This is a genomic window from Anaerobacillus sp., assembly GCF_046314235.1.
Lineage (GTDB): Bacteria > Bacillota > Bacilli > Bacillales > Anaerobacillaceae > Anaerobacillus.
This window is the reverse complement of the sequence record NZ_JBKBWN010000011.1, coordinates 122,789-143,269: the sequence shown is the minus strand read 5'-3', so window position 1 is coordinate 143,269 and position 20,481 is coordinate 122,789. Positions and strand designations below refer to the sequence as shown.

The window sequence follows — 20,481 nt, the reverse complement described above, 5'->3', positions numbered from 1 at the left end:
GATAAACTAGACTACCAATATTACAAAATTGCTAAAGACAATGATTATGTATACGTCTTAGATGAAAATAACAACAAGGTTCCTCTAAGTGACTGTCCGTTTGATTTTCAAATTAGAGTGAAGGGTCGTTGGATGACCGTTCATTATTCAGAAGATCTAGTTTTCGTTGACGAAAAGAAAAAACGTCACCAAGTAAAAGTAGGCAGCCAAATACGATTAAATAAAGATCAATTTGATCCATATCAAATTTTTATTAACGAATTAGAAAAGCCTGCCTTAGATTCCTTAATGAGTGGCCTAAAAAAGTATAAAATGAAACATGACCATTGTGTCAATTGCCATAATACACTTCTTAATCAATACCTCGCCTCTGAAGAAGAAAAGACATTTAAAGGGGTTAACTTCATCTCATACCAAAAAAATGGCGAAACGTTACTTGTCCAACACCATTATGAACGTGAAATAAATGATGAGGAAGATGATATTACCTACGATCGCTTTGAATTTACAAATGATAAAGGCAAGCGTTTATTAATGACTTATACAACTGAAAAAACAAAATAGCCAACACTTTCATCAAAAAAAACCGCCAATTAGGCGGTTTCTTTGATTTATACATTTTCCCCCTTATATCACTCTACAAATCTCGTGTTAGGCTTCGTGTGTTTTCCAATAATTATAAGTTCTCGATAAACAAGCGAACAACGTCAGCTCCACCAATAATTGTTCCTAATGTACTTCCTATGTTTGTTAAAACAACAATAAGGAGAATGCGAGTTACTTTATTACCCCAAAAGCCTTTAACAGAATAGACATCTTCTGAAAGAGTTTCAAAATCTGCTACATTCGGACGACGAAAATAGGCTTGTACAAACCCTGCAAACCACCCAGCTGCCATTAATGGGCTTAAAGAGCTTAATGGGGCGACTAGAAAGGCTGTCAGGATTGCGAGTGGGTGTCCGAAAGCAATTGCAGCACCAAGTGCTGAAAATGATCCATTCCACAAAATCCAACTTATTGTTTGTTGGAATCCAGCAGTAGGGTTAGCATAAAAAGTATAAGCAATGATACCAAGAATAAGGAATGGAATTGCCCAAGCTACTATCTTCGGCACTTTAGATTTAGCTGGCAGTTTTGATATCGCCTCTAAATCATGATCTCGTTCAATCTCTTTCTTAATGCCAGGAACATGCGCTGCCCCCAAGACTGCTACAATTTTATTTCCTGGTGCTTCTTTAATTTTTTGCGCTAAATATTGATCTCGTTCATCAATTAACGGAACCTTCAATTTAGGGAATGCGACCGTAAAATCATCAAGCATTGAATTTAGCATATCTTGTGATTTGATTTTTTCCAGTTCTTCTTCAGAAATTGTCTCGTTATTAAAAATACTAGCGAATATTTGTAAAAGAAGCTTCGCCTTCCCCCATAAACCAATTCCATGCCAAATCCGTGCAAATGTTATTTGAATGTTTCGATCTGCCAGTACTAAATTAGCTCCTACTTCATTAGCTGACTCAATACCTTGAATCATTTCTTGACCAGGTTTAATCCCAAATTGCTTTGCTACTCGTTTTTGAAAAGAAGAAATAACTAGATTCATTAAAAGAAGCGTTGCTTTTTTTTCTTTAATAACCTTAAAGATATCCATATCTTTCCATTTGTTTCCATCAACTATAGATTGGTACCTTTGCTCGTCCAATTCTACACAAACGGTATCTGGTCGTTCTACCTCAATGACTTCTTTTACTTGTTCCGCGCTTTTCTTTGAAACATGGGCAGTCCCAATAAGTATAAGTTCTTTACCATCTAAGTATATCCTCGTAATGTTTTCTTCCGTCATAAACTACCTTCCTTTTTAAGGACTTATTCAACCGATATTATATAAAATACAACATTATACAATTATGCGCTAAAACAGGATAAATTTCAATTACGTTTAATTAACAAATCTCATTTAAAAAAGCGGACAAATAAAAATGGCTAAACTTTTTTGCCCTTCGTCTCTTCATATGAATACCAGGTTAAAATTTCTTCTTTTTGCTTTTCACTTATATCTACAGTACGAAATGCTTTACCTACAATACTTGTCAGGATTGAAGCTTGAATTGTAAACAGCGTCCTTAGTTGTTGAAACAATGACTGTTTTATCTCTAATGCTTGGATCCGCTGTTTAGGAATGATCACTAATGTTTTTGAGAGTGCGCGATATGAAATCCATAAAAAGTGATCATTCTTTCCAAAACCAGCATCCTTAAACTGTTGATTTCCAATTAACAAAGCTAAGACTAATACAAGCGCGGCGCCAATAAAGCCATATGGGATAAAAAACGCTATAAAACCCGCAATAATTGCTCCAGGAACTACTTTTCTTATCAGATACCTCATTTTTGCTCGCTTAGGTAGTGGTTCAATTGGTTGTTCAAAGCAAAAGTCTGGAATTACCTCACCAAGATGATCTTTTAGCTCTTTTATGCGAACGAGTGGAAATAAAACAGTAGAAAGTTGCTCATCTTTAGAACCCCCACCAGCACTCTCAACATAGACTGTTGCTAACCCAAAAGGCTGACGGAACAAACTTTCAACAACTCTAATAGCTGTAATCCTTGTGATTGAGATAGTAAGCTGTCGTTTTTCAAGAATTCCCCTTGCGATCTCAATTTCATCATCTTTTTTTCGTATGATGAAATTACCGTATTTCAATATGGTTCCGATAATGGATACTAGCCACGATAAAAAAAAGATCATTGTCGCTGCTACAATTATAACTGCTACACTAGATTGAAAAATGTACCCGAACGAATTAATGAGATAATCATTTAAAATCCAATCCTCTAGTTGCGAAGCTAGTGCAACGAGCGCCATAAAAGCAATCCCTATTCCACTTGAGGTTAACGCAGCTAGTACTAAATTTTTATTTGAAAGCCTCCACTGGATTTCTGAGCTAGACTGTACACTTAATTCGGCATCATTCGTTTCGTTGCCATTTTCTACACTTACTGCTAATAGTTGTTTCTTTATTTGAAGAGCATCTTTTTTCGTGACTGCAGCTAATACTACTTCAGGCTCAGTACCGCCACCAGCTGTTTCTACTTTTACAGCTACTAAATGAAACAACCTCTGGAAAACCCCTGCGGTAATATCAATACTATATATACGTTCGCGACGAATAAAACGATTTTTCTTGATGAAAATACCTTGCTTGATTTTTAATTCAACACCGTCTACCTCATATGTATATGTGTACCACTTGAAATACCCATAAATAAAAAAAATAATGAAACCACAAATAATAAAATAGATAGTAAAAGGAAAATCCCAAGACGTAGCACCCCTGCCAAAGACAAACGCAGCAATAATTGGAATCATTAATTCCTTTAGCGCTTTAAATAATAATAAAAAAATCACTACAGGATGAAGTCGTTTTGGATTAGACATCCTCATCAGCCTCCGTTGCTAGTTTCGAGATTTGATCTCTAAGTCTAGCTGCCCGTTCCTCGGTTAGAGCAGGTATTTGGTGCACTGTTGCTGCTGTTGTGATTGTTACTGTTGCTAGTCCATAACTTCTCAGTAGCGGACCTTGTCTTGTATCAACATGTTGAACACGAAGCATCGGGATTAACACTCGGCGAACGATGATGATACCAAATTGTAAATCTATTTCTTTCTCATACACTTCATAGCGCCATTTTCTCCACCGTAATGTCGGAATAATGATAATTTTGATAAGTCCAATTAAAATAACGGCAACAAAAAGAAGCCAAGTTATCCACATTGGGCCTTGAAAAAATCGTGCAAAAAACAAGTAGCCCACTGGAAAGATCAAATATAAAAGTGTTTCAACCAAACCAGTCATCCGCCAAACATTCAATGCATTTTTCGAAATTTTTTGCGAAGGAATAGGTCGCATAGTGGCCTATTCCTCTTCGTCTGTAACATAAATGATTTTGACACCTAACTCTTGTAACACTCTAACTACTTCTTTGTTTAACATCTCATCATAAAGCAAGCCAACAGACTCAACGAGTTCAAGCTCCTCTAAATCGCCAGTTTCTGCGTCTTCGATTAGCTCGATTATATCAGTAAGCCCTTGCTCATTTAATGTTTTTACTATTTCTGCTTTAGTCATGTTCTTACCTCCAATTCAATTTTATCCATCAATAGTGTACCACCATATTAATTATTTCAAAAATATTTTATTTAAAGAAAGAAAAGGACTAAAACTCGAGTGAGTTAGTCCATGGAAGCAATATAAATCTACTTTTAAATTGCCTTTTACTTGTTCTCAAAAAAGAATAAATTCAGAACGGAAAGAAATATGGAATTGTAAACATCATGACAATCCAAATGACGATTTGCAGAGGTACACCGACTTTGACGAAGTCACTAAACTTATAACCACCTGCGGTCATCACAAGAGCATTCGTTGGTGATGCTACAGGTGTCGCAAACGCCATGCTAGCAGCTACAGATACCGCAATTAAAAACGGGTAAGGACTTGCTCCCACATTAATAGCTGTCGTAATTGCTATTGGTGCAAACAAAACTGCTGTCGCTGTATTACTAATGAATTGACTAAAAAGCATTGTTGAAAAATAGAAGCCACCCATTAGAGCAATTGGACCGTATATACCTAAAATACCGATAATTAAATCCGATAAATACAATACACCACCCGTTTTTTCAAGCGCAGTAGCCATCGGTAGCATTGCTGCTATTAAGACAACACTTTCCCAATTAATTCTCCCATAAGCGTCTTCCATATTCCTTAGGCAACCTGTTATAATCATCAGTACCGCTGCAATTAATACAGCTGTAACGGCAGGGACAATTTCTAATGTCATCATGATTAGCATCCCTAGCATAATAGCAGCAGCAATCGGTGCTTTTCCACTTGCAGCAGCCATGCTGGCTTGTTCTTTCGTTTGACCTAGCACAACAACATCCTCTGTGTCTTTAGCTAATAGTTCTAAATCAGTCCACTTCCCTTGAACGAGCAATGCGTCTCCAAATTTTAGTGATTGTCTTGCCCAGTTTCTTAGTTGGTACTTTCCTTTTCGATTAATTCCAAGAATGTTCAAGTTATACTTTTCACGAAAGTTCAAATCTGCAATTGTATCATTAATAAAGCTAGATTGTGGCGTTAACAAAACCTCAGCAACACCAAAATCTCTTGAAACTAAATTCGTAGGACTCGCATGCTCTTCCTTATTAAATAATAATAGGTAATCCTTTTTAAACCGTTCAATATCCTCAATCGTACCTTGAACATATAAAATATCATTTTCTTTAATGATAGTCTCAGACGTAGCGGGTAGATGCTGGACACCTGCTAGTTTTGTTTTATCACCATTTCGTCGCTCAATATGAATAATACCAACGTGATACAATCTAGGGAGCTGTAATTCTCTAAGCTGCTTATTAATTAGCGGTGATAGCGGTTGCACCTTTACTCGATAAAGTTGATCAGAAATGTGAAAGAAATCCGCTAACTCTAATGGGCTAATTTCTTTTTGGCTTCGAAAACGTTCTTTTGAATCACCTTTCGGTAGTAACTTTTTCCCTATAGTCATTAGAAAAACGATCCCAGTAAACAAGGCAACTAACCCAACAGGGGTAAAATCAAAAAAACCTAACCTTTGATACCCATTATCCACCAAAATTTGACTAACAATTAAATTTGGCGGAGTACCAATTAGAGTTAACACGCCACCTAAACTACTAGCAAAAGCAAGGGGGATTAGAAAAAGGGCGGGACTCTTTCTCATACCAAGAGCTAAGCTAATAACAACTGGCATTAACACTGCCACTGTTCCAGTATTACTCATAAAGGCGCTCAAGAGCGCAACTAAGATCATTAAAATAAGCAATAACTTCGTTTCACTATTTCCAGCGAATTTCAATAGATAATTACCAGACAAACTCGCTAATCCAGTTCGAAAAATTCCGCCACCAACAACAAATAACCCAGCAATCATAATCACGAGTGAATTTGAAAAACCAGCCAATGCTTCGCCCGTTGTAATAATCCCAGTTAAAAGTAATGCAAGTAACGAGCACATTGCTACTAGATCAGCCCTAATTTTTCCGAGCATGAAAATTAAGGTTGTAATAAGTAAGATAACAAATGTTAAGAGAAGTTGAGGTTCCATAGTTTAACCGCCTTCTTTATGTATGAAAACTTTTTTTGAATTATAATTAAATACTTTTATCGCAAAGCATAATGACTTTAAAACAACTTATAAGAAGGTCGCTGGATTTTCTTGCTCTTCGCTGTAAAACTCTAACGAATTTTATGGGCTTGTTCAAGGAAATCCAGCGAATTTTTATTGAACATAACGGCGGCGTGGTTTTCGCCACCGTGCCGGTTTTGTCCCCAAGTTATTTAAACGTTATTTGCTCTGATTATCTCGTTAGCTGCAAGTAATCCAGCTCCTGGATTGCAATCAAACCCTTGTTGTCGTAGTACGTCTTCTAATGCTGCTAAAAATTGAGTTACATTCATTTGCGTGGCATTGTAGCCCATTAAGCCAATACGCCAAACTTTTCCTTTTAATTCTCCTAGCCCTCCACCAATTTCTAATCCATACTTCGCGAGCAGTTGTTTTCTTACCTCAAGGTCGTTCACTCCTTTTGGAATAAATACGGATGTTAATTGATAAAGACGATGTTCTCTTTTGACAACCAACTCTAGTCCCATCGCTTCTAGCCCAGCATGCAATGCTGTCCCGAATAGTTTATGGCGGTCATAGACATTTTCAAGTCCTTCTTCAATAATGACACGCAACGCCTCTCTTAATGAGTACACCATCGAAATTGGTGCAGTATGATGGTAAAATCTTTCATCATTCCAGTAATTTTGGATCATCGATAAATCTAAATACCAACTTTGGACCTTTGTTTGGCGATTCGCTATTACTTCTAGAGCACGTGAACTAAAAGTCACAGGAGCAAGGCCAGGTGGTGCACTTAAACATTTTTGCGTTCCACTATATGCCGCATCAACGTCATTTTTATCGATTTCGGTCGGAATGCCACCGATAGATGTGACCATATCACAGACAAATAAAGCATTATGAGCATGGACTATTTCACTTAACTCTTTTAACGGTTGCATGACTCCGGTAGAAGTTTCCGCATGAACTACTGCAACAAGCTTTGTTCCTGGATTTTCTTTCAAAGCTTTTTCGATCGCTTCCGGTTCAATAATTTCACCCCAACGGGCATTAGCTTGAATAACTGTTGCACCACAACGCTCTGCCACATCAACCATTCGTTCTCCAAATAGCCCATTTACCCCAACAATAACTTTATCCCCTGGCTCTACTAAATTCACAAATACTGTTTCCATACCTGCACTACCAGTACCTGACATTGGAATTGTTAATTTGTTTTTCGTTTGAAAAACAACTTTTAATAAGTCTTTCGTTTCATTCATTAACGTTAAGAATTCCGGATCTAAATGTCCAAGTAAAGGTGTTGCCATCGCTCTAAGTACACGAGGATGAACATCGCTTGGCCCCGGTCCCATTAATAGACGTTTAGGGGGATTCAGTTCACTAGTCATATGTATTCCACTCCTTGATCATAATGGTTAAGCAATTCGACAATAATGTGAATATTCCTGCAACATGCTAATTTCTTCAACAAAACTACATTTGTTTAGTAACGACCTTTGCACCTAACGTTGTTTTAAAATGATTTAACGCCCATTCATGTCCTTGTTGCGAAAAGCTTTGAACAGCATCTTCGTGTACAACAATAGTAAAGCCCTTATTATAAGCATCAATAGCCGTGTGAAGCACACAAATATCCGTACAAACGCCAACTAAATGAAGTTCTGTTATGTTCCTAGCTCTAAGCCGCAACTCTATGTCAGTTCCGCAAAAAGCACTATACCTTGTTTTATCTACCCAATCAACTTGAATGTTACTCTTGTTATTCAGTTGGTCATAATATATCCCCAGTTGTCCGTATTGAAACCTACCTTCAGTTCCTCTAATGTTATGAGGAGGGAATAGCGCTGTTTCCGGATGATAAGGATCATCTTTTTCATGAACATCGACAGCAAAAACAACATATTCTCCTGCTTCCACAAATTCCTTTGTTAACTCCGTAATTCTAGCTTCAATTTGCTGACCTGGTTTTCCACAAGTTAAGTTCCCATCATCTGCAACAAAGTCGTTTGTATAATCAATGACAATCAATGCTTTCATTTCAACACTCTCCTTTTATTTAAATTATAACAAGAAATCGATCAAGTTTGTATTTGCAAAGTTAGTTCTACTGACTAGTAGTATGTGTTTATTGAAGACCCGAATTTAATGTATAAAAAAAAGGCTGAGCAAGCAGCCTGTGATTTAGATACCTAATATCATTTTATTTTGCATTTGGTTTACTCGTTGTTGGGCACGGAATAATTGATCTCTCTGCTCCGCTGTTGCACTTATTAGCATGTGCTCAATTTGCATGTTTACTTGCTCTAACTGCTGCTGAGCTTCATCGAATTTCAAGTCATCGCCACCTTGAACTTGCTTTGCAGAATTTAGTTGACTTTCAGCAAATTGCAATGCTTCCTCTACTTCTTGTAATTGTTGTCTAATCTTATCATGGGTACCCATTGTTATTCCTCCTAGAATTATCATTCACTCCTACCGTTAATGTGGCATTAACGACGCTAATTTATTCTAGAAAAAACTAAGGGGAGGGTCGCTTTATACTTCAACAACATCACCATTCTTTTTAAGAATGTATGATTGTAAGTCATCAGGAATAAATGTATTAGGGAAAACTGACCTTCCCTCTTCTAGTAGTTCACCAACACCGTGACTATATCTTGAGCTGATATGATTAAGGAACAATGCTTTCACACCACTTCGCTTAGCCAGTTCTGCAACATTCCCTACCGTTGAATGATAATGCTCGTAGGCAAGTTGTTCGTCTTTTTGTAAGAATGTCGCTTCATGGACGAGAATATCCGCGTCCCTTGCAAAACAGTTCTGATTTTCAGTCCTTCTTGTATCGCCACCAACAGCAATAACTTTTCCTTTTTGAGATGGTCCTAGATAATCAGCCCCATTAATTTCTCTACCATTATCTAAGACGACTTTCTTTCCAGCTTTTAAATGCTTAAAAAGAGGGCCAGGAGAAACTCCAAGTTGTTTTAACTTGTTTGCATCTAATGTCCCATGATTATCTTTTTCCGTAATACGATAACCATAAGATTCGATCCCGTGCTCAAGCAGAAATGCCTCAAACGTAAAAAAGTCTGTTTTTAAAAATGGGCCATGGTCTATTTCAAAAATTTCTAAAGGATATCGTATATAGGTATTTGAAATTGTTAATGTCGTATCAATAAATTCTTTAATCCCTTTTGGTCCAAATACTTGTAGCTTATTTTTTGCCCCTTGAAACGAACGACTGCCAAGAAGACCTGGTAATCCATAGATATGATCACCATGTAGATGTGTAATAAAAATTTTATTGATTTTACTAAGTGTTAACGATGAGTGTAGTAATTGATGTTGCGTGCCTTCACCACAATCAACCATCCAACATTCATTTTCATATTGAAGCATCTGAATTACCAATGAACTTACATTGCGCATTTTTGACGGAATTCCTGCGCAAGTTCCTAGAAATTGTAGTTTGATCATTATCCAATCTCCCTCACACTTTAACTGTTTATATTTTACAAAGTATTTTTAATGAAGGCAAACCAATTGTTAGGCACAACTTTCGAAGTCAAGGAATATGTTAACATGAAAAAGTTAGGGGTGATAAATTATAGCTACGCAGAGTTCATGCTTTAGCTTTAATAAAATCATTTAAAAATAGGCTATTTATACTAAATGGACAATTATATTTCATAAATCGTTCTTCCTTAATGCAGGAATTTTCACTATCTCTCTAGTATAATATAGGTATCCCTTAAAAATTAGGAGGTCAAAGTTATGCAAATTAAGTATAACGCAATTCCAAAGAAAGACGTAAAAGTTTGTACTGAAGGGTATACAATTCAAGAAGCGTTAGAACTGTTAGAAGAATCTGGATATCGTTGCATTCCCGTTCTAGATAAAGATAACAAAAAGTTCCTTGGTAATATTTATAAGTCTCGTATATACGAGTATATGGTTAAAAATGCAGGCCCAATTTCCGATAGTGTGACGAAATTAATTAGAGACGAGGATATTTTTACATATGAAAATTCCTCTTTCTTTCAAGTCTTCTTTACAATTAAAAAATATCCATTTGTAGCCGTATTGAAAGAAAATGGAGACTTCGCCGGGATATTAACTCACGCAAATGTCATGGCCCTGTTAGAAGATTCATGGGGACTAAAAACAGGAAGCTATGGCTTGACAATTTCTACTCATGAATACAAAGGGGCTTTAAAAAATATTGTTTCAATCATTAAAAAATACTGTAATATTCAAAGTTTGTTAACACTCGATAACGATAGTACATTCTTAAGACGAGTAATCGTTACACTGCCAAAAAACACAACTGAAAAGCAGTTCAATGAAATCGTTGAAAAGCTTGAAAAAGAAGGTTTTCGTGTTTTTGACATTGAAAAATTTTAAACCTTTTTGTTAGATATGGTATAGTTGGATTAGAATGTTTTTAATAAGGGGAGTTTTAAATGGTAAGTGAAAATTTAGTAAAAGCTTTAAACGAGCAAATGAATTTCGAGTTCGAATCGGCACATGTCTATTTAGCAATGGCAGCCTATTGTTCTTCTGAAAGTCTTGATGGCTTTGCAAATTTTTTCAATGTGCAGGCAGAAGAAGAAAGGTTTCATGCAATGAAATTTTATAATTTTATTAACGACATTGGTCATCGTGCCATAATTACTGGGTTCGAAAACCCAAGTAATGAATATAAATCTGTTCTTGATGCATTTGAAAAAGGTTTAGCACATGAAAAGATTGTTACGAAAAAGATTTACAACATTGCTGATCTCGCTCTAAACGAACGCGAGCATGCTACGATGGCATTTCTAAAATGGTTTATCGAAGAGCAAGTCGAAGAAGAAGCAAGTTTTGATACAATCATCCAAAAACTCAAACGTATTGAAAATGATAGCAATGCATTTTTCATGTTAGACAATGAATTTGCAGCTAGAACATTTACACCCCCAGCACAATAACAAAAGTAATAAAATTTAGTAGCTCCCTCCAATATGGTTGGGAGCTTTTTCAAAATAAGAAAGCTAAAAATAAGAATGCAACAAATGTAGAGAAGAACATGCCGCTAACACTAAAAGCCCATTTTTTTCTTTGTGATGCTTTTAGAGCGTATAGGTCAACGATTAAATAATGGATTAACACACATATTCCTAAGAAAAATAGCACAAAAAGATAACCAATAATGTGGACAGTTAAAGTTTGTGAAAGCAGCAAAAAAATTGAGTATTGTAAAACGAAGTATCCCGCAACGATGAAAATAATGTTTAAAAAAATAAGTAAACAAGGTAATTTGTATTTCATATTAACACCTCAATTGAGTGAATTTCATAATTACCTTAATCGAGCTATATCAATCTAAATGTAGTTGCGAATGGTTTCTACGCAACTACAATTTAGAACTTAATAGCGTAAATAATAAATTATGAAATTCATTAAATTAAAAATCTTTTCTCCATTATCGGTAACCAGTTAAATAATCATACCTTTAAAACGAAAAAAGTGACCTCGTTGGCCACCTTTCTTTCCTCCGTTTTTACCTCTCGTCCTCCCTCTCGTTTTTCAAGTTTCTGTTTCTATTTACAAACTTTCAAATTACATATCCATTTTCTAAAAAGAAAATATTCTCATTAGCCTATTTTTACGTGTTTTTTTTATGTGTTGAGGGACATGATCTTCTACTCCACCCACAACCTTCTTCTCAAGTGAAGGTAATTGTTGTTCAATTTTACTCATCCGTTCATCTATTTTCGTAATCATTGTAAATAAACTATCAAGTTCACTGCGATGCTGTAATACTTGATACTCGACTACTTCATCAGCTTTAACCGAGAGCTTTCTCTCAATTTGTTCAATATGAATAATAAGTTGCTCTAATTTGTCTTCCAAGACATTTGTAGCGATCATTTTTTCCTTTTTCTCCTTCACAACTTGAACAGGGTCACTCTTCTCACGAATTTCTTTCATTGTAAACCCCCGATTGAGTCGTTCTTTTATATTTAAAAGAGTTTCTAGCTCTTTTTGAGCGATTAGGTAGTGACCAAGCTCATTTGTTTTACATGGGATGTTAAAGTATTTAATCCACCTTTGAACCGTCGTCGGATTTACACCTAACTCCTCAGAAACTTCTTTTGTCTTCAATACTTTTTCCATAACGCTACCCCTTTCAAACTAATTTATATAGGTAATTCTTTTAAATTCTGTTATTCCCTTCCCCCTTGACAAAACTAGTTTTTGTTCGTCAAAGAAAGTGTAATTATGGCAAAAAAATAATTATCTACATGAAATTTCTACTGCACGGGAAAACTAATTCATATATAAATAACCTCTCTAAGGGGGTGAAAGTGATGGCTAAACGAAATAAGGAACAAATGAAAAAAGCTACAAAAAACGAAAAACAGCGAAACATGGAATCAAAGCCTGGCTATGAAGACAAAAAATTAGGTGGGCCAGACCGCCCTGCAGAATAACTAAAAAGAGGCTATCCCAAGTAAAATAGCTGTCACCTCGTCTACTTTATATAGATTGTTTACAATCATACCCTTCTATATAAGTAGTATTTTGAGGTACGCTGACATTTGTGGGAAAGCCTTCTTTTTATCTAATTAAATTTAGTAAGATCTTCTCTAACTTAGCTGCTACTTGCAGCTGTTGTTGTTTTTGATAGTACCAATCTGTTAACTCATATTTAGGTATAGCTGTTGGCTCTTGAAAGTATTTTGGTACCTTTAGGGCAGTTTTTCTATTATACCAATCTGTATAGTCAGAACGATGATGGTGGATCACCGGAAATGTTGATCGCAATGTTGGTGTTCGTTTCCGAGCTACTTTTTTCACATATTTTTCGTAATCATATCTAGATCCAGTATGTTCAATTTTTATTGCGAACTCGCGTATCTTTTTTGCTTCGTTAGAATCAAACAACAGGTTAGTGAGCCTTTTTCCAAGATCAATTCTATTTTTCACTTTTTTAAACCCATGGACGGAATAGCCGTATAATCTTCCTTCAAGTGTAGGGAATAAAACTGTACTAAAATGTAATTTTTCCTCAATAACAAAGGGGAGACTTCCAAAAACCTTCTCATGATAAAACGGATCTTCAATGACTGGTTTCTGAATGACATGTTGTTCATTAATAATTAACGCTTTACATAAACGCTGTATATCTTTTCCTCTCCAAAATTCAAACCACTGTTCCACCATAAATTCAGAAACATGAAAAAATTTTAGTAAATCAAATAATGGCTCTTCTTTTTGTTTTGACAATTCATAAATGAGTAATTGCGGGTATGCATCTGAAAAAATTAACCAATTGGCTCGTTCATAAGTTAAAAACAAAACATCTCGGTAATCTTTAGGAATTAACTCACTAAAAATTTCCCCTTCTAAATCTGTCATATTCCAACCGGCATTTCTCGACACAAAGCTTGCCAAATACGCCCAAATAATTTCTTTGTTTCTTAAATAAAAATGCTCATAAAATACGGTACGTGAAATATTATCAAGGTTTCCTTTTTCTGTTTGTTTTTTAATTATTTTAATGATTTCACTTTGTGAATTTGTTAATGAAATTATTGCCATCTCGCCAGCTCCTGACCACAAGTCTATTCAGCCATTTAAAAATATGATATGATTTAGTGATGTAACGAAGCTTTCAAAAAGTTTTGTAATGATTTGTAAAGGGTGCATAAAATGTCAATTCGCTATCCCAATGGAAAACCTTATTTACCATTGCCAAATGAAAGCAATCAGTTAAAAAAGCAACCTAATAAAGTCTCTTATGGCAATCGTGGGATGAGTCTCGAAGAAGATATTAATAGCTCTAACGAATATTATTTGGCAAAAGGGATTGCGGTTATTCATAAAAAGCCAACTCCACTTCAAATTGTCAAAGTTGATTACCCGAAACGAAGCGCTGCCGTCATTAAAGAAGCTTACTTCCAACAAGCTTCAACAACAGATTATAATGGTGTCTATAAAGGTAAATATATTGACTTTGAAGCGAAAGAAACAAAAAATAAGACGTCATTTCCATTGAAGAACTTTCATAAACATCAAATAGAGCATATGAGACAGGTTCTTTTGCAAAAAGGAATATGCTTTTCACTACTAAGGTTTTCAGCGATTGACGAAGTGTATTTACTAGATGCAAATCATTTGTGCTCATTCTGGAGTGACCAAGAAATGAGCCGAAAATCTATTCCAAAAAAAGAGATTGAAGTTCTTGGACACCAAATACCACTCGGTCTTTATCCGCGAATTGACTATTTATCAATAATTGAAGCTGTTTATTTTTCTTAAATTGAAAGGAAGTATGATCATGTCAGAAGATACTCGTACGAGGCAAGGTCGTCGTAAAGCAAAAGAAGCAACCAAAAAAGGTCCACTTATGAAAAAAAGCACGCTAAAAAAAGTCATGATTGGTTTATCAATTTTCATGGCAACTTTAGTTGCAGCTGGAGCGATCACTGTTTTTTCTATCATTAGGGATGCTCCACCAATTGATCCAAGTAAATTGATATTAGCAAATAATCCTGAGATATTTGACCAGAGTGACAATTTATTTACAACATTAAGTGCTTCAGAAAATCGCCGTTCAGCCGATATTTCAGAAATTCCACCTTTAGTACAAGATGCCTTTATCTCGGTAGAAGATGTCCGTTTTCGTGACCATCCAGGAATTGATTTCCGCCGAATTGGTGGTGCGATTAAAGCAAACGTTACTGGTGGTTTTGGTGCTGAAGGTGCTAGTACGATTACGCAGCAGGTCGTAAAAAACTTACTACTATCTTCAGAAAAAAAAATAACGAGAAAATTACAAGAACAATATTTAGCACTTAAACTTGAACGATCTTACTCTAAGGATCAAATACTTGAAATGTACTTAAATGCGATTTTCTTTTCAGAAGGGTATGGTGTCGTTGAGGCAGCCGATCGCTACTTTAGTAAGTCTTTAGACGAATTAACAACTGAGGATGCTGCACTTTTAGCCGGAATCCCACAACGCCCAAATCACTTTAATCCGTTTAAAAATCCTGAAGCAGCTGAGACAAGGCGTAATATTGTTATTACGCTAATGGAACGCAACGGCAAGATTTCTGCAGCTGAGGCTGAACGGGCAAAGGCTGTTCCAGTTGAGTCGCAACTAAAGCGTTCTGAGCGAGAAAGTTACCCATACAGCGCTTTCCTTAACCAAGTAATGGTCGAATTAGAAGCAATTGAAGGAATTACAAGTAACGATATTTATACGGGTGGCTTGAAGATCTATACAACGTTAGATCAAGACGCGCAAAAATATACAGAGAAGCTTTTAGAAGGTGAGATCGTTAAATTTCCTGATGAATTTTTCCAAACAGGAATTACAGTCGTTGATACAAAGACAGGTGCAATAAAAGCCATTGGCGGCGGTCGACAATTGGAGAATATTCAACGTGGCTTTAACTTTGCTACTGATGCCAGGCGCTCTCCTGGTTCAACAATTAAGCCCATCTTAGACTATGGACCAGCGATTGAACATTTAAAGTGGTCGACATTCCACCAGATTGTCGATGAGCCACATCAATACTCAACCGGTGTTCCTGTAAGTAATTTTAGTAAAACATTCGCTGGGCCCGTTTCAATGCGCTTTGCGTTACAAAAGTCATTAAACATTCCTGCATTAAAAGCATTTCAAGCTGTTGGCATAGATAAAGCTGCCGAATTCGGTAAAGGCTTAGGAATACCTCTGGACACGATCCAAGAAGCATATTCGCTAGGAGGGTTTACTACCGGCTTTTCTTCACTGGAACTTTCCGGTGCTTATGCTGCCTTTGGAAATGAAGGTGTATACCACAAACCTTACACTGTTAGAAAGGTTGTCTTTCCAGATGGGCGGACAATTGATTTAACTCCAGAATCTCAGGTTGCCATGAGTGATTACACTGCTTTCATGGTTACTGATATGTTAAAGTCGGCAGTTGGGCCGAATGGCACTGGACCAAGAGCAAAAGTAGATTCGTTACCTATGGCAGGTAAAACGGGTACTTCAAATTTCGACGAAGAAGAGAAAAAGCGTTTTGGCATCCAAAATGGCGCAAAAGATATTTGGTTTGCAGGATATACTACGAACTATTCGATTGCCGTTTGGACAGGATACAATAAGCCAGAGGATGGCTATATAAAGTATGATGGTCATAGCGAGCATGTCGCAAAATATCTCTTTAAAGAATTAATGACTGAAATCTCAAAAGGAAAAGAAACAGCAGACTTTACACAACCTAATTCAGTTGTAAAAGTCGGTGTGGAAAGAAAAACTGGGCTTCTCCCAAGTGCGACGACACCTAAAGACGAAATTGTCTATGAATACTTTGTCAAAGGTACTGAGCCAACAGAAGTTTCTGAGTTGTTTGCAAAACCACCAGTTCCAACTGATTTTATGGGAGACTATAATGAAATAACTGAACAAATTATTTTATCATGGACATTCCCAGATGAAGAACGTCAAAAGTATTTGTTTGAGCTACAATTATCGATCAATGATGGACCCTTCTCAGTATTATCGTTATCAGATGAAATGCAGCATATCATCTTTAATCCTGAGGATGGTGCAACGTATCGTTTTAAACTCGTTACGGTCTCTAAATTAAATGAAAACTTAAGAAGTGACCCAGTCGAACTTACAATCATTACTCCAGAAGTTGAAGAACCACCTATAATTGAAATCCCTGATCCAATTGGTATTATTGGTGGCGGTGATGATGATGATGATGATGATGATGATGACGATGATGATGATGATGATGACGATGACGATGACGATGACGATGACAATTAGCTAAAACAGAAAGAACGTAAGGCATGGTGCCTTACGTTTTTTTTGTTTTAACAGCAGCTTTTAGTTTCGCGACTGCATATTTTTTTTCTAATTCAATAAATAGCTCTTTAAGCTGGGTAAAGGCATGATGATGATTAGGAGCAGATAAAATATAACTAATTCGCTCTTCTACATTGACCGGTTTAATGTTTAGCTCTTGAATGTACGTAGTGATATTTTTTAAACTTGGAACTGGGTGCCTATTGCTCCAAAATAAAAGTGCTAAAAACACTTTAACCATTCGTTTCATAGGCTCTAACGCACCGACTCGATCGCGCGCTCGAAAAAACTCTGTAATGATTGGCTGGTTGGCTTGCCATTGCTGCAAAAGGATGGGGAAATACTGATTGATATCCTCCCATGGTTTTACCTCACTATGAATACCGTGACATCGATAGATATCATATAGAAGAGGCTCTCTTTCTAATGCCAGCACACTTTTCTGATCAATCTCAATTTCGTCATTCTCAGAAAAAAAAGGCTCTATTAAAAAAGGCTCTGGAATTTTAACTTTTTCCATCGTTTCTCCCCTTTAATCGTTTCTTACCTTCTCTGCACAAATCTAACAACGGACAAAGTTCACATTGCGGTGATTGTGCTTTGCAATGGTATCTCCCAAAGAAAATCATCCGGTGATGTGTATCAGACCAAAGATGTTCAGGGATTTTTCGCATTAATACTTTTTCTACTTCAAGTACATTATCCTTCCAACGACAAATTCCGAGCCTTTTGCTAACTCTCTCGACATGTGTATCAACCGCGATTGCCGGGACACCAAAGGCAACTGATGTAACAACATTCGCTGTTTTACGACCTACCCCAGCTAATTGCACCAATTGATCGCGTTCTCTTGGAATTTCGCCACCGTAATCTTCAATTAGCGACTGACATAACTTTTTAATGTTCTTTGCTTTTGTTCTAAATAGACCAATTCTTCTAATATCGTTTTCGAGTTCTTCAAGAGGAACTGCTAAATAATCTTCAGGTGCTTTATATTTTTGGAACAAATCTATTGTTACTTTGTTTACAAGAACGTCTGTACACTGTGCCGATAACAAGACAGCAATCGTTAATTCAAACGCATTTTGATGGTTTAGTTCACAGTGAGCATCTGGAAACATTTCCTCCATTTTCACAAGGACAACTTCTTCAATTTGCCTTTTTGTAAGCATACAGCACCTCCTTAAGAGTTTTTGCTAATTTAAATGAATAGGGATGACTTGCTGTCATATGAGTTATAAAACCTTCTCCGACTAGTTTAGCGACAACTAAGAATCCTTCAACCAATTATAAGAAGGGAATTTCTTTTTTGCTTCGGTTGTTTTTTGTGGTGTTGACTTGTATTGATAGTTACGGAATTTCTCACCGTATTCTTTTGCTTGTTGTACAGTTTTGACACCATTTTTGTTCCATTCAATTAATATACGATCAATATAACGAAGATTTCGTTTTCCTGACACAACACCTTCCATTAAAGCTGCTTTTATGAGACTCGGGTTATAATCTTCTTGATCTATCCACATCGTAATTAGTTCACATTCCATCGGAGACAATGGACGTCCAAATTCAGCCTCGAATAGTTGATATAATGTACGCTCATCTTCTTCTTTAGATAAGACTTCTTTTTCAACTTTTTTTTCACAAGCTACCGAAATTAACTTGTCCCATAATGGTGCTAAAGAAAATACTTCCGAGAAATGATTATTTTCGTCTTTTCCTTCTTGAAGCTCTAAAAAGCCTCTTTTCATTAAACTTTGAAGCATTTGTAAACAATCTGTTTCAGAGTGACTCATTCGGCTAGCTAATACTTCAGGTGTTGGAAAACCATTGCCCTGCTGTATGAAGGAATGAACGTGAATCAGTAGCATGACTTCACTCTCATTTATCTTAAGTTTTTTGTAGTCTTGAATAAGTCGTGTTGGAATCGATATAGTTCCATCATTGATCCAATTAATCATTATCTTTCGATCCATTTGTTCCACCTCAAAAGTCATTATAACATGAAACCGCCCTTAAACTTCTTCGTTAAGAAGAAAAAACCCCGATCAACGGGGTTTTAAACATTTCTTGCTTACGGATATAAGCGATTAAGTAGACGTGGGAAAGGAATGGTTTCGCGCACGTGCTCTAAACCACAAACCCAAGCGACGGTTCTTTCTAGTCCTAAACCAAAACCTGAATGTGGTACAGAGCCGTAACGGCGTAAATCTAAATACCATTTATACGTTTCTTCTGAAAGTTGGTGCTCTTCAAAACGGTCTTTTAATAATTCCATATCATCGATACGTTGACTACCACCAATAATTTCGCCATAACCTTCAGGCGCAATCATATCTGCACATAGAACAACATCAGCGCGATTTGGATCTGGTTTCATATAAAACGCTTTAATTGCTGCCGGATAGTGCGTGATAAATACCGGTTTATCAAAACTTTCAGCTATTGCCGTTTCATGAGGTGCACCGAAATCTTCACCCCATTCTATTTCATGCCCATTTTCTTGTAAAAATTTAATTGCATTATCATACGTAATCCGTGGAAAAGGTCCAACAATTTGTTCAAGTTTCGTTGTATCTCGGCCTAGCACGTTTAATTCAAGCTGACAGTTTTTCAATACAGATTGAACCATATAGCTTACATATTGCTCTTGTACTTGTAGGTTCTCTTCATGATCAACGAAAGCCATCTCCGGCTCAATCATCCAAAATTCGATTAAGTGACGACGTGTTTTTGACTTTTCAGCACGGAATGTTGGCCCGAAAGAAAAAACTTTCCCTAACGCCATAGCCGCCGCTTCCATGTATAACTGACCACTCTGGGATAAGTATGCATCTTCATCGAAATACTTCGTGTGAAAAAGGTTTGTCGTTCCCTCAGCAGAACTGCCTGTTAGAATTGGAGGGTCGACTTTAACAAAGCCATTTTCATTAAAAAATTCATATGTAGCGCGAATTAACTCATTACGAATTTTCATGACAGCATGCTGACGTTTTGAGCGTAACCATAAATGGCGATGATCCATTAAAAATTCTGTGCCATGCTCTTTTGGGGTAATTGGATAATCAACAGCCTCATGGATCACTTCAAGCCCCGTAACTGTTAGTTCATACCCTGAAGGCGCACGCTCATCACTACGGACCACTCCAGTAACAAATAATGAACTTTCTTGCGTGATGCTTTTTGCTGTTGCAAATACTTCTTCAGATACTTCTGCTTTTACTACTACTCCTTGGATAAAGCCTGTACCATCTCGCAATTGTAAAAAGGCAATTTTTCCACTTGAGCGCTTATTAGCTATCCAAGCACCAATTGTGACCTCTTGATCTGTATATTTTCCAACTTGAGAAATAGTCGTCTTCACAAATTTTCCCTCCATAAACATTAATTCTATCTTTATGTATAATTAGTCTAAAATATCGACTCTAACCATTATACATCTCTTTA

At 36.5% G+C, this 20,481-nt stretch carries 22 protein-coding genes; 6 read left to right on the top strand and 16 right to left on the bottom strand.

Features of this window, described 5'->3' with window-relative positions:
• A partial coding sequence (locus ACK4M9_RS15905) for a DUF2777 family protein (protein ID WP_409852615.1) occupies positions 1-564 on the top strand: 564 nt, incomplete at its 5' end.
• A gap of 112 nt (positions 565-676) precedes the next feature.
• On the opposite strand, the gene ACK4M9_RS15900 is transcribed toward ACK4M9_RS15905, so the two are convergent.
• The 9 genes from ACK4M9_RS15900 to rnz form a co-directional block, all read right to left on the bottom strand.
• The gene (locus ACK4M9_RS15900; RefSeq protein WP_409852612.1) at positions 677-1,843 is read right to left on the bottom strand and encodes a TraB/GumN family protein; all 1,167 of its coding nucleotides are present in this window, start codon (positions 1,841-1,843) and stop codon (positions 677-679) included.
• Between the two features lie 140 nt (positions 1,844-1,983).
• Positions 1,984-3,438 (bottom strand): PH domain-containing protein, encoded by a 1,455-nt coding sequence (locus ACK4M9_RS15895; protein WP_409852609.1) that lies wholly within the window; start codon positions 3,436-3,438, stop codon positions 1,984-1,986.
• Entirely contained in the window at positions 3,431-3,910 is a 480-nt protein-coding gene (locus ACK4M9_RS15890; protein ID WP_409852606.1) for a PH domain-containing protein, read from the bottom strand. The genes ACK4M9_RS15895 and ACK4M9_RS15890 overlap by 8 nt, the downstream gene beginning before the upstream one ends.
• 6 nt (positions 3,911-3,916) lie before the next feature.
• The gene (locus ACK4M9_RS15885) at positions 3,917-4,129 is read right to left on the bottom strand and encodes a hypothetical protein (protein WP_409852604.1); all 213 of its coding nucleotides are present in this window, start codon (positions 4,127-4,129) and stop codon (positions 3,917-3,919) included.
• Between the two features lie 172 nt (positions 4,130-4,301).
• Positions 4,302-6,152, bottom strand: a complete 1,851-nt coding sequence (locus ACK4M9_RS15880) for an SLC13 family permease (RefSeq protein ID WP_409852601.1) — start codon at positions 6,150-6,152, stop codon at positions 4,302-4,304.
• 233 nt (positions 6,153-6,385) lie between these two features.
• A complete protein-coding gene (locus ACK4M9_RS15875) occupies positions 6,386-7,567 on the bottom strand; it encodes a pyridoxal-phosphate-dependent aminotransferase family protein (protein ID WP_409852598.1) in 1,182 nt (393 codons plus the stop codon).
• A gap of 85 nt (positions 7,568-7,652) precedes the next feature.
• Positions 7,653-8,216, bottom strand: a complete 564-nt coding sequence (locus ACK4M9_RS15870; RefSeq protein WP_409852595.1) for a cysteine hydrolase family protein — start codon at positions 8,214-8,216, stop codon at positions 7,653-7,655.
• A 144-nt stretch (positions 8,217-8,360) separates the two neighbouring features.
• On the bottom strand, positions 8,361-8,621 hold the full coding sequence (locus tag ACK4M9_RS15865; RefSeq protein WP_409852592.1) for a DUF2524 family protein: 261 nt from the start codon (positions 8,619-8,621) through the stop codon (positions 8,361-8,363).
• Between the two features lie 93 nt (positions 8,622-8,714).
• The gene (gene rnz / locus ACK4M9_RS15860) at positions 8,715-9,653 is read right to left on the bottom strand and encodes a ribonuclease Z (protein WP_409852638.1); all 939 of its coding nucleotides are present in this window, start codon (positions 9,651-9,653) and stop codon (positions 8,715-8,717) included.
• Positions 9,654-9,953: 300 nt separating this feature from the next.
• On the opposite strand from rnz, the gene cbpA reads away from it, so the two are divergent.
• Positions 9,954-10,583: a cyclic di-AMP binding protein CbpA gene (gene cbpA, locus ACK4M9_RS15855; protein ID WP_409852589.1), complete on the top strand. Its 630-nt coding sequence runs from the start codon at positions 9,954-9,956 to the stop codon at positions 10,581-10,583.
• A gap of 59 nt (positions 10,584-10,642) precedes the next feature.
• Entirely contained in the window at positions 10,643-11,149 is a 507-nt protein-coding gene (locus ACK4M9_RS15850; protein WP_409852587.1) for a ferritin, read from the top strand.
• Positions 11,150-11,198: 49 nt separating this feature from the next.
• Here the strand turns inward: ACK4M9_RS15850 and ACK4M9_RS15845 are convergent, their stop codons facing one another.
• The gene (locus ACK4M9_RS15845) at positions 11,199-11,489 is read right to left on the bottom strand and encodes a hypothetical protein (RefSeq protein WP_409852584.1); all 291 of its coding nucleotides are present in this window, start codon (positions 11,487-11,489) and stop codon (positions 11,199-11,201) included.
• 306 nt (positions 11,490-11,795) lie between these two features.
• Positions 11,796-12,338, bottom strand: coding sequence for a chromosome-anchoring protein RacA (gene racA / locus ACK4M9_RS15840; RefSeq protein WP_409852581.1), 543 nt, complete (start codon positions 12,336-12,338; stop codon positions 11,796-11,798).
• A 194-nt stretch (positions 12,339-12,532) separates the two neighbouring features.
• On the opposite strand from racA, the gene ACK4M9_RS15835 reads away from it, so the two are divergent.
• A complete protein-coding gene (locus ACK4M9_RS15835; RefSeq protein ID WP_409852578.1) occupies positions 12,533-12,655 on the top strand; it encodes a hypothetical protein in 123 nt (40 codons plus the stop codon).
• A 127-nt stretch (positions 12,656-12,782) separates the two neighbouring features.
• Here the strand turns inward: ACK4M9_RS15835 and ACK4M9_RS15830 are convergent, their stop codons facing one another.
• Complete coding sequence (locus tag ACK4M9_RS15830; RefSeq protein ID WP_409852576.1) at positions 12,783-13,766, bottom strand: DUF2515 family protein; 984 nt, start codon at positions 13,764-13,766, stop codon at positions 12,783-12,785.
• Positions 13,767-13,877: 111 nt separating this feature from the next.
• On the opposite strand from ACK4M9_RS15830, the gene recU reads away from it, so the two are divergent.
• Both recU and ACK4M9_RS15820 read left to right on the top strand, forming a co-directional pair.
• Positions 13,878-14,486, top strand: a complete 609-nt coding sequence (gene recU, locus ACK4M9_RS15825; protein ID WP_409852574.1) for a Holliday junction resolvase RecU — start codon at positions 13,878-13,880, stop codon at positions 14,484-14,486.
• A 19-nt stretch (positions 14,487-14,505) separates the two neighbouring features.
• Positions 14,506-16,998, top strand: coding sequence for a transglycosylase domain-containing protein (locus ACK4M9_RS15820; protein ID WP_409852572.1), 2,493 nt, complete (start codon positions 14,506-14,508; stop codon positions 16,996-16,998).
• 31 nt (positions 16,999-17,029) lie between these two features.
• On the opposite strand, the gene ACK4M9_RS15815 is transcribed toward ACK4M9_RS15820, so the two are convergent.
• From ACK4M9_RS15815 to asnS, 4 genes are all read right to left on the bottom strand, one after another.
• Complete coding sequence (locus ACK4M9_RS15815) at positions 17,030-17,557, bottom strand: YpoC family protein (protein ID WP_409852570.1); 528 nt, start codon at positions 17,555-17,557, stop codon at positions 17,030-17,032.
• The gene (gene nth / locus ACK4M9_RS15810) at positions 17,544-18,209 is read right to left on the bottom strand and encodes an endonuclease III (RefSeq protein WP_409852567.1); all 666 of its coding nucleotides are present in this window, start codon (positions 18,207-18,209) and stop codon (positions 17,544-17,546) included. The genes ACK4M9_RS15815 and nth overlap by 14 nt, the downstream gene beginning before the upstream one ends.
• Before the next feature lie 96 nt (positions 18,210-18,305).
• Positions 18,306-19,010: a DnaD domain-containing protein gene (locus ACK4M9_RS15805; RefSeq protein WP_409852564.1), complete on the bottom strand. Its 705-nt coding sequence runs from the start codon at positions 19,008-19,010 to the stop codon at positions 18,306-18,308.
• A 98-nt stretch (positions 19,011-19,108) separates the two neighbouring features.
• Positions 19,109-20,398, bottom strand: a complete 1,290-nt coding sequence (asnS, locus tag ACK4M9_RS15800; RefSeq protein WP_409852562.1) for an asparagine--tRNA ligase — start codon at positions 20,396-20,398, stop codon at positions 19,109-19,111.
• Between the last annotated feature and the right edge of the window lie 83 nt (positions 20,399-20,481).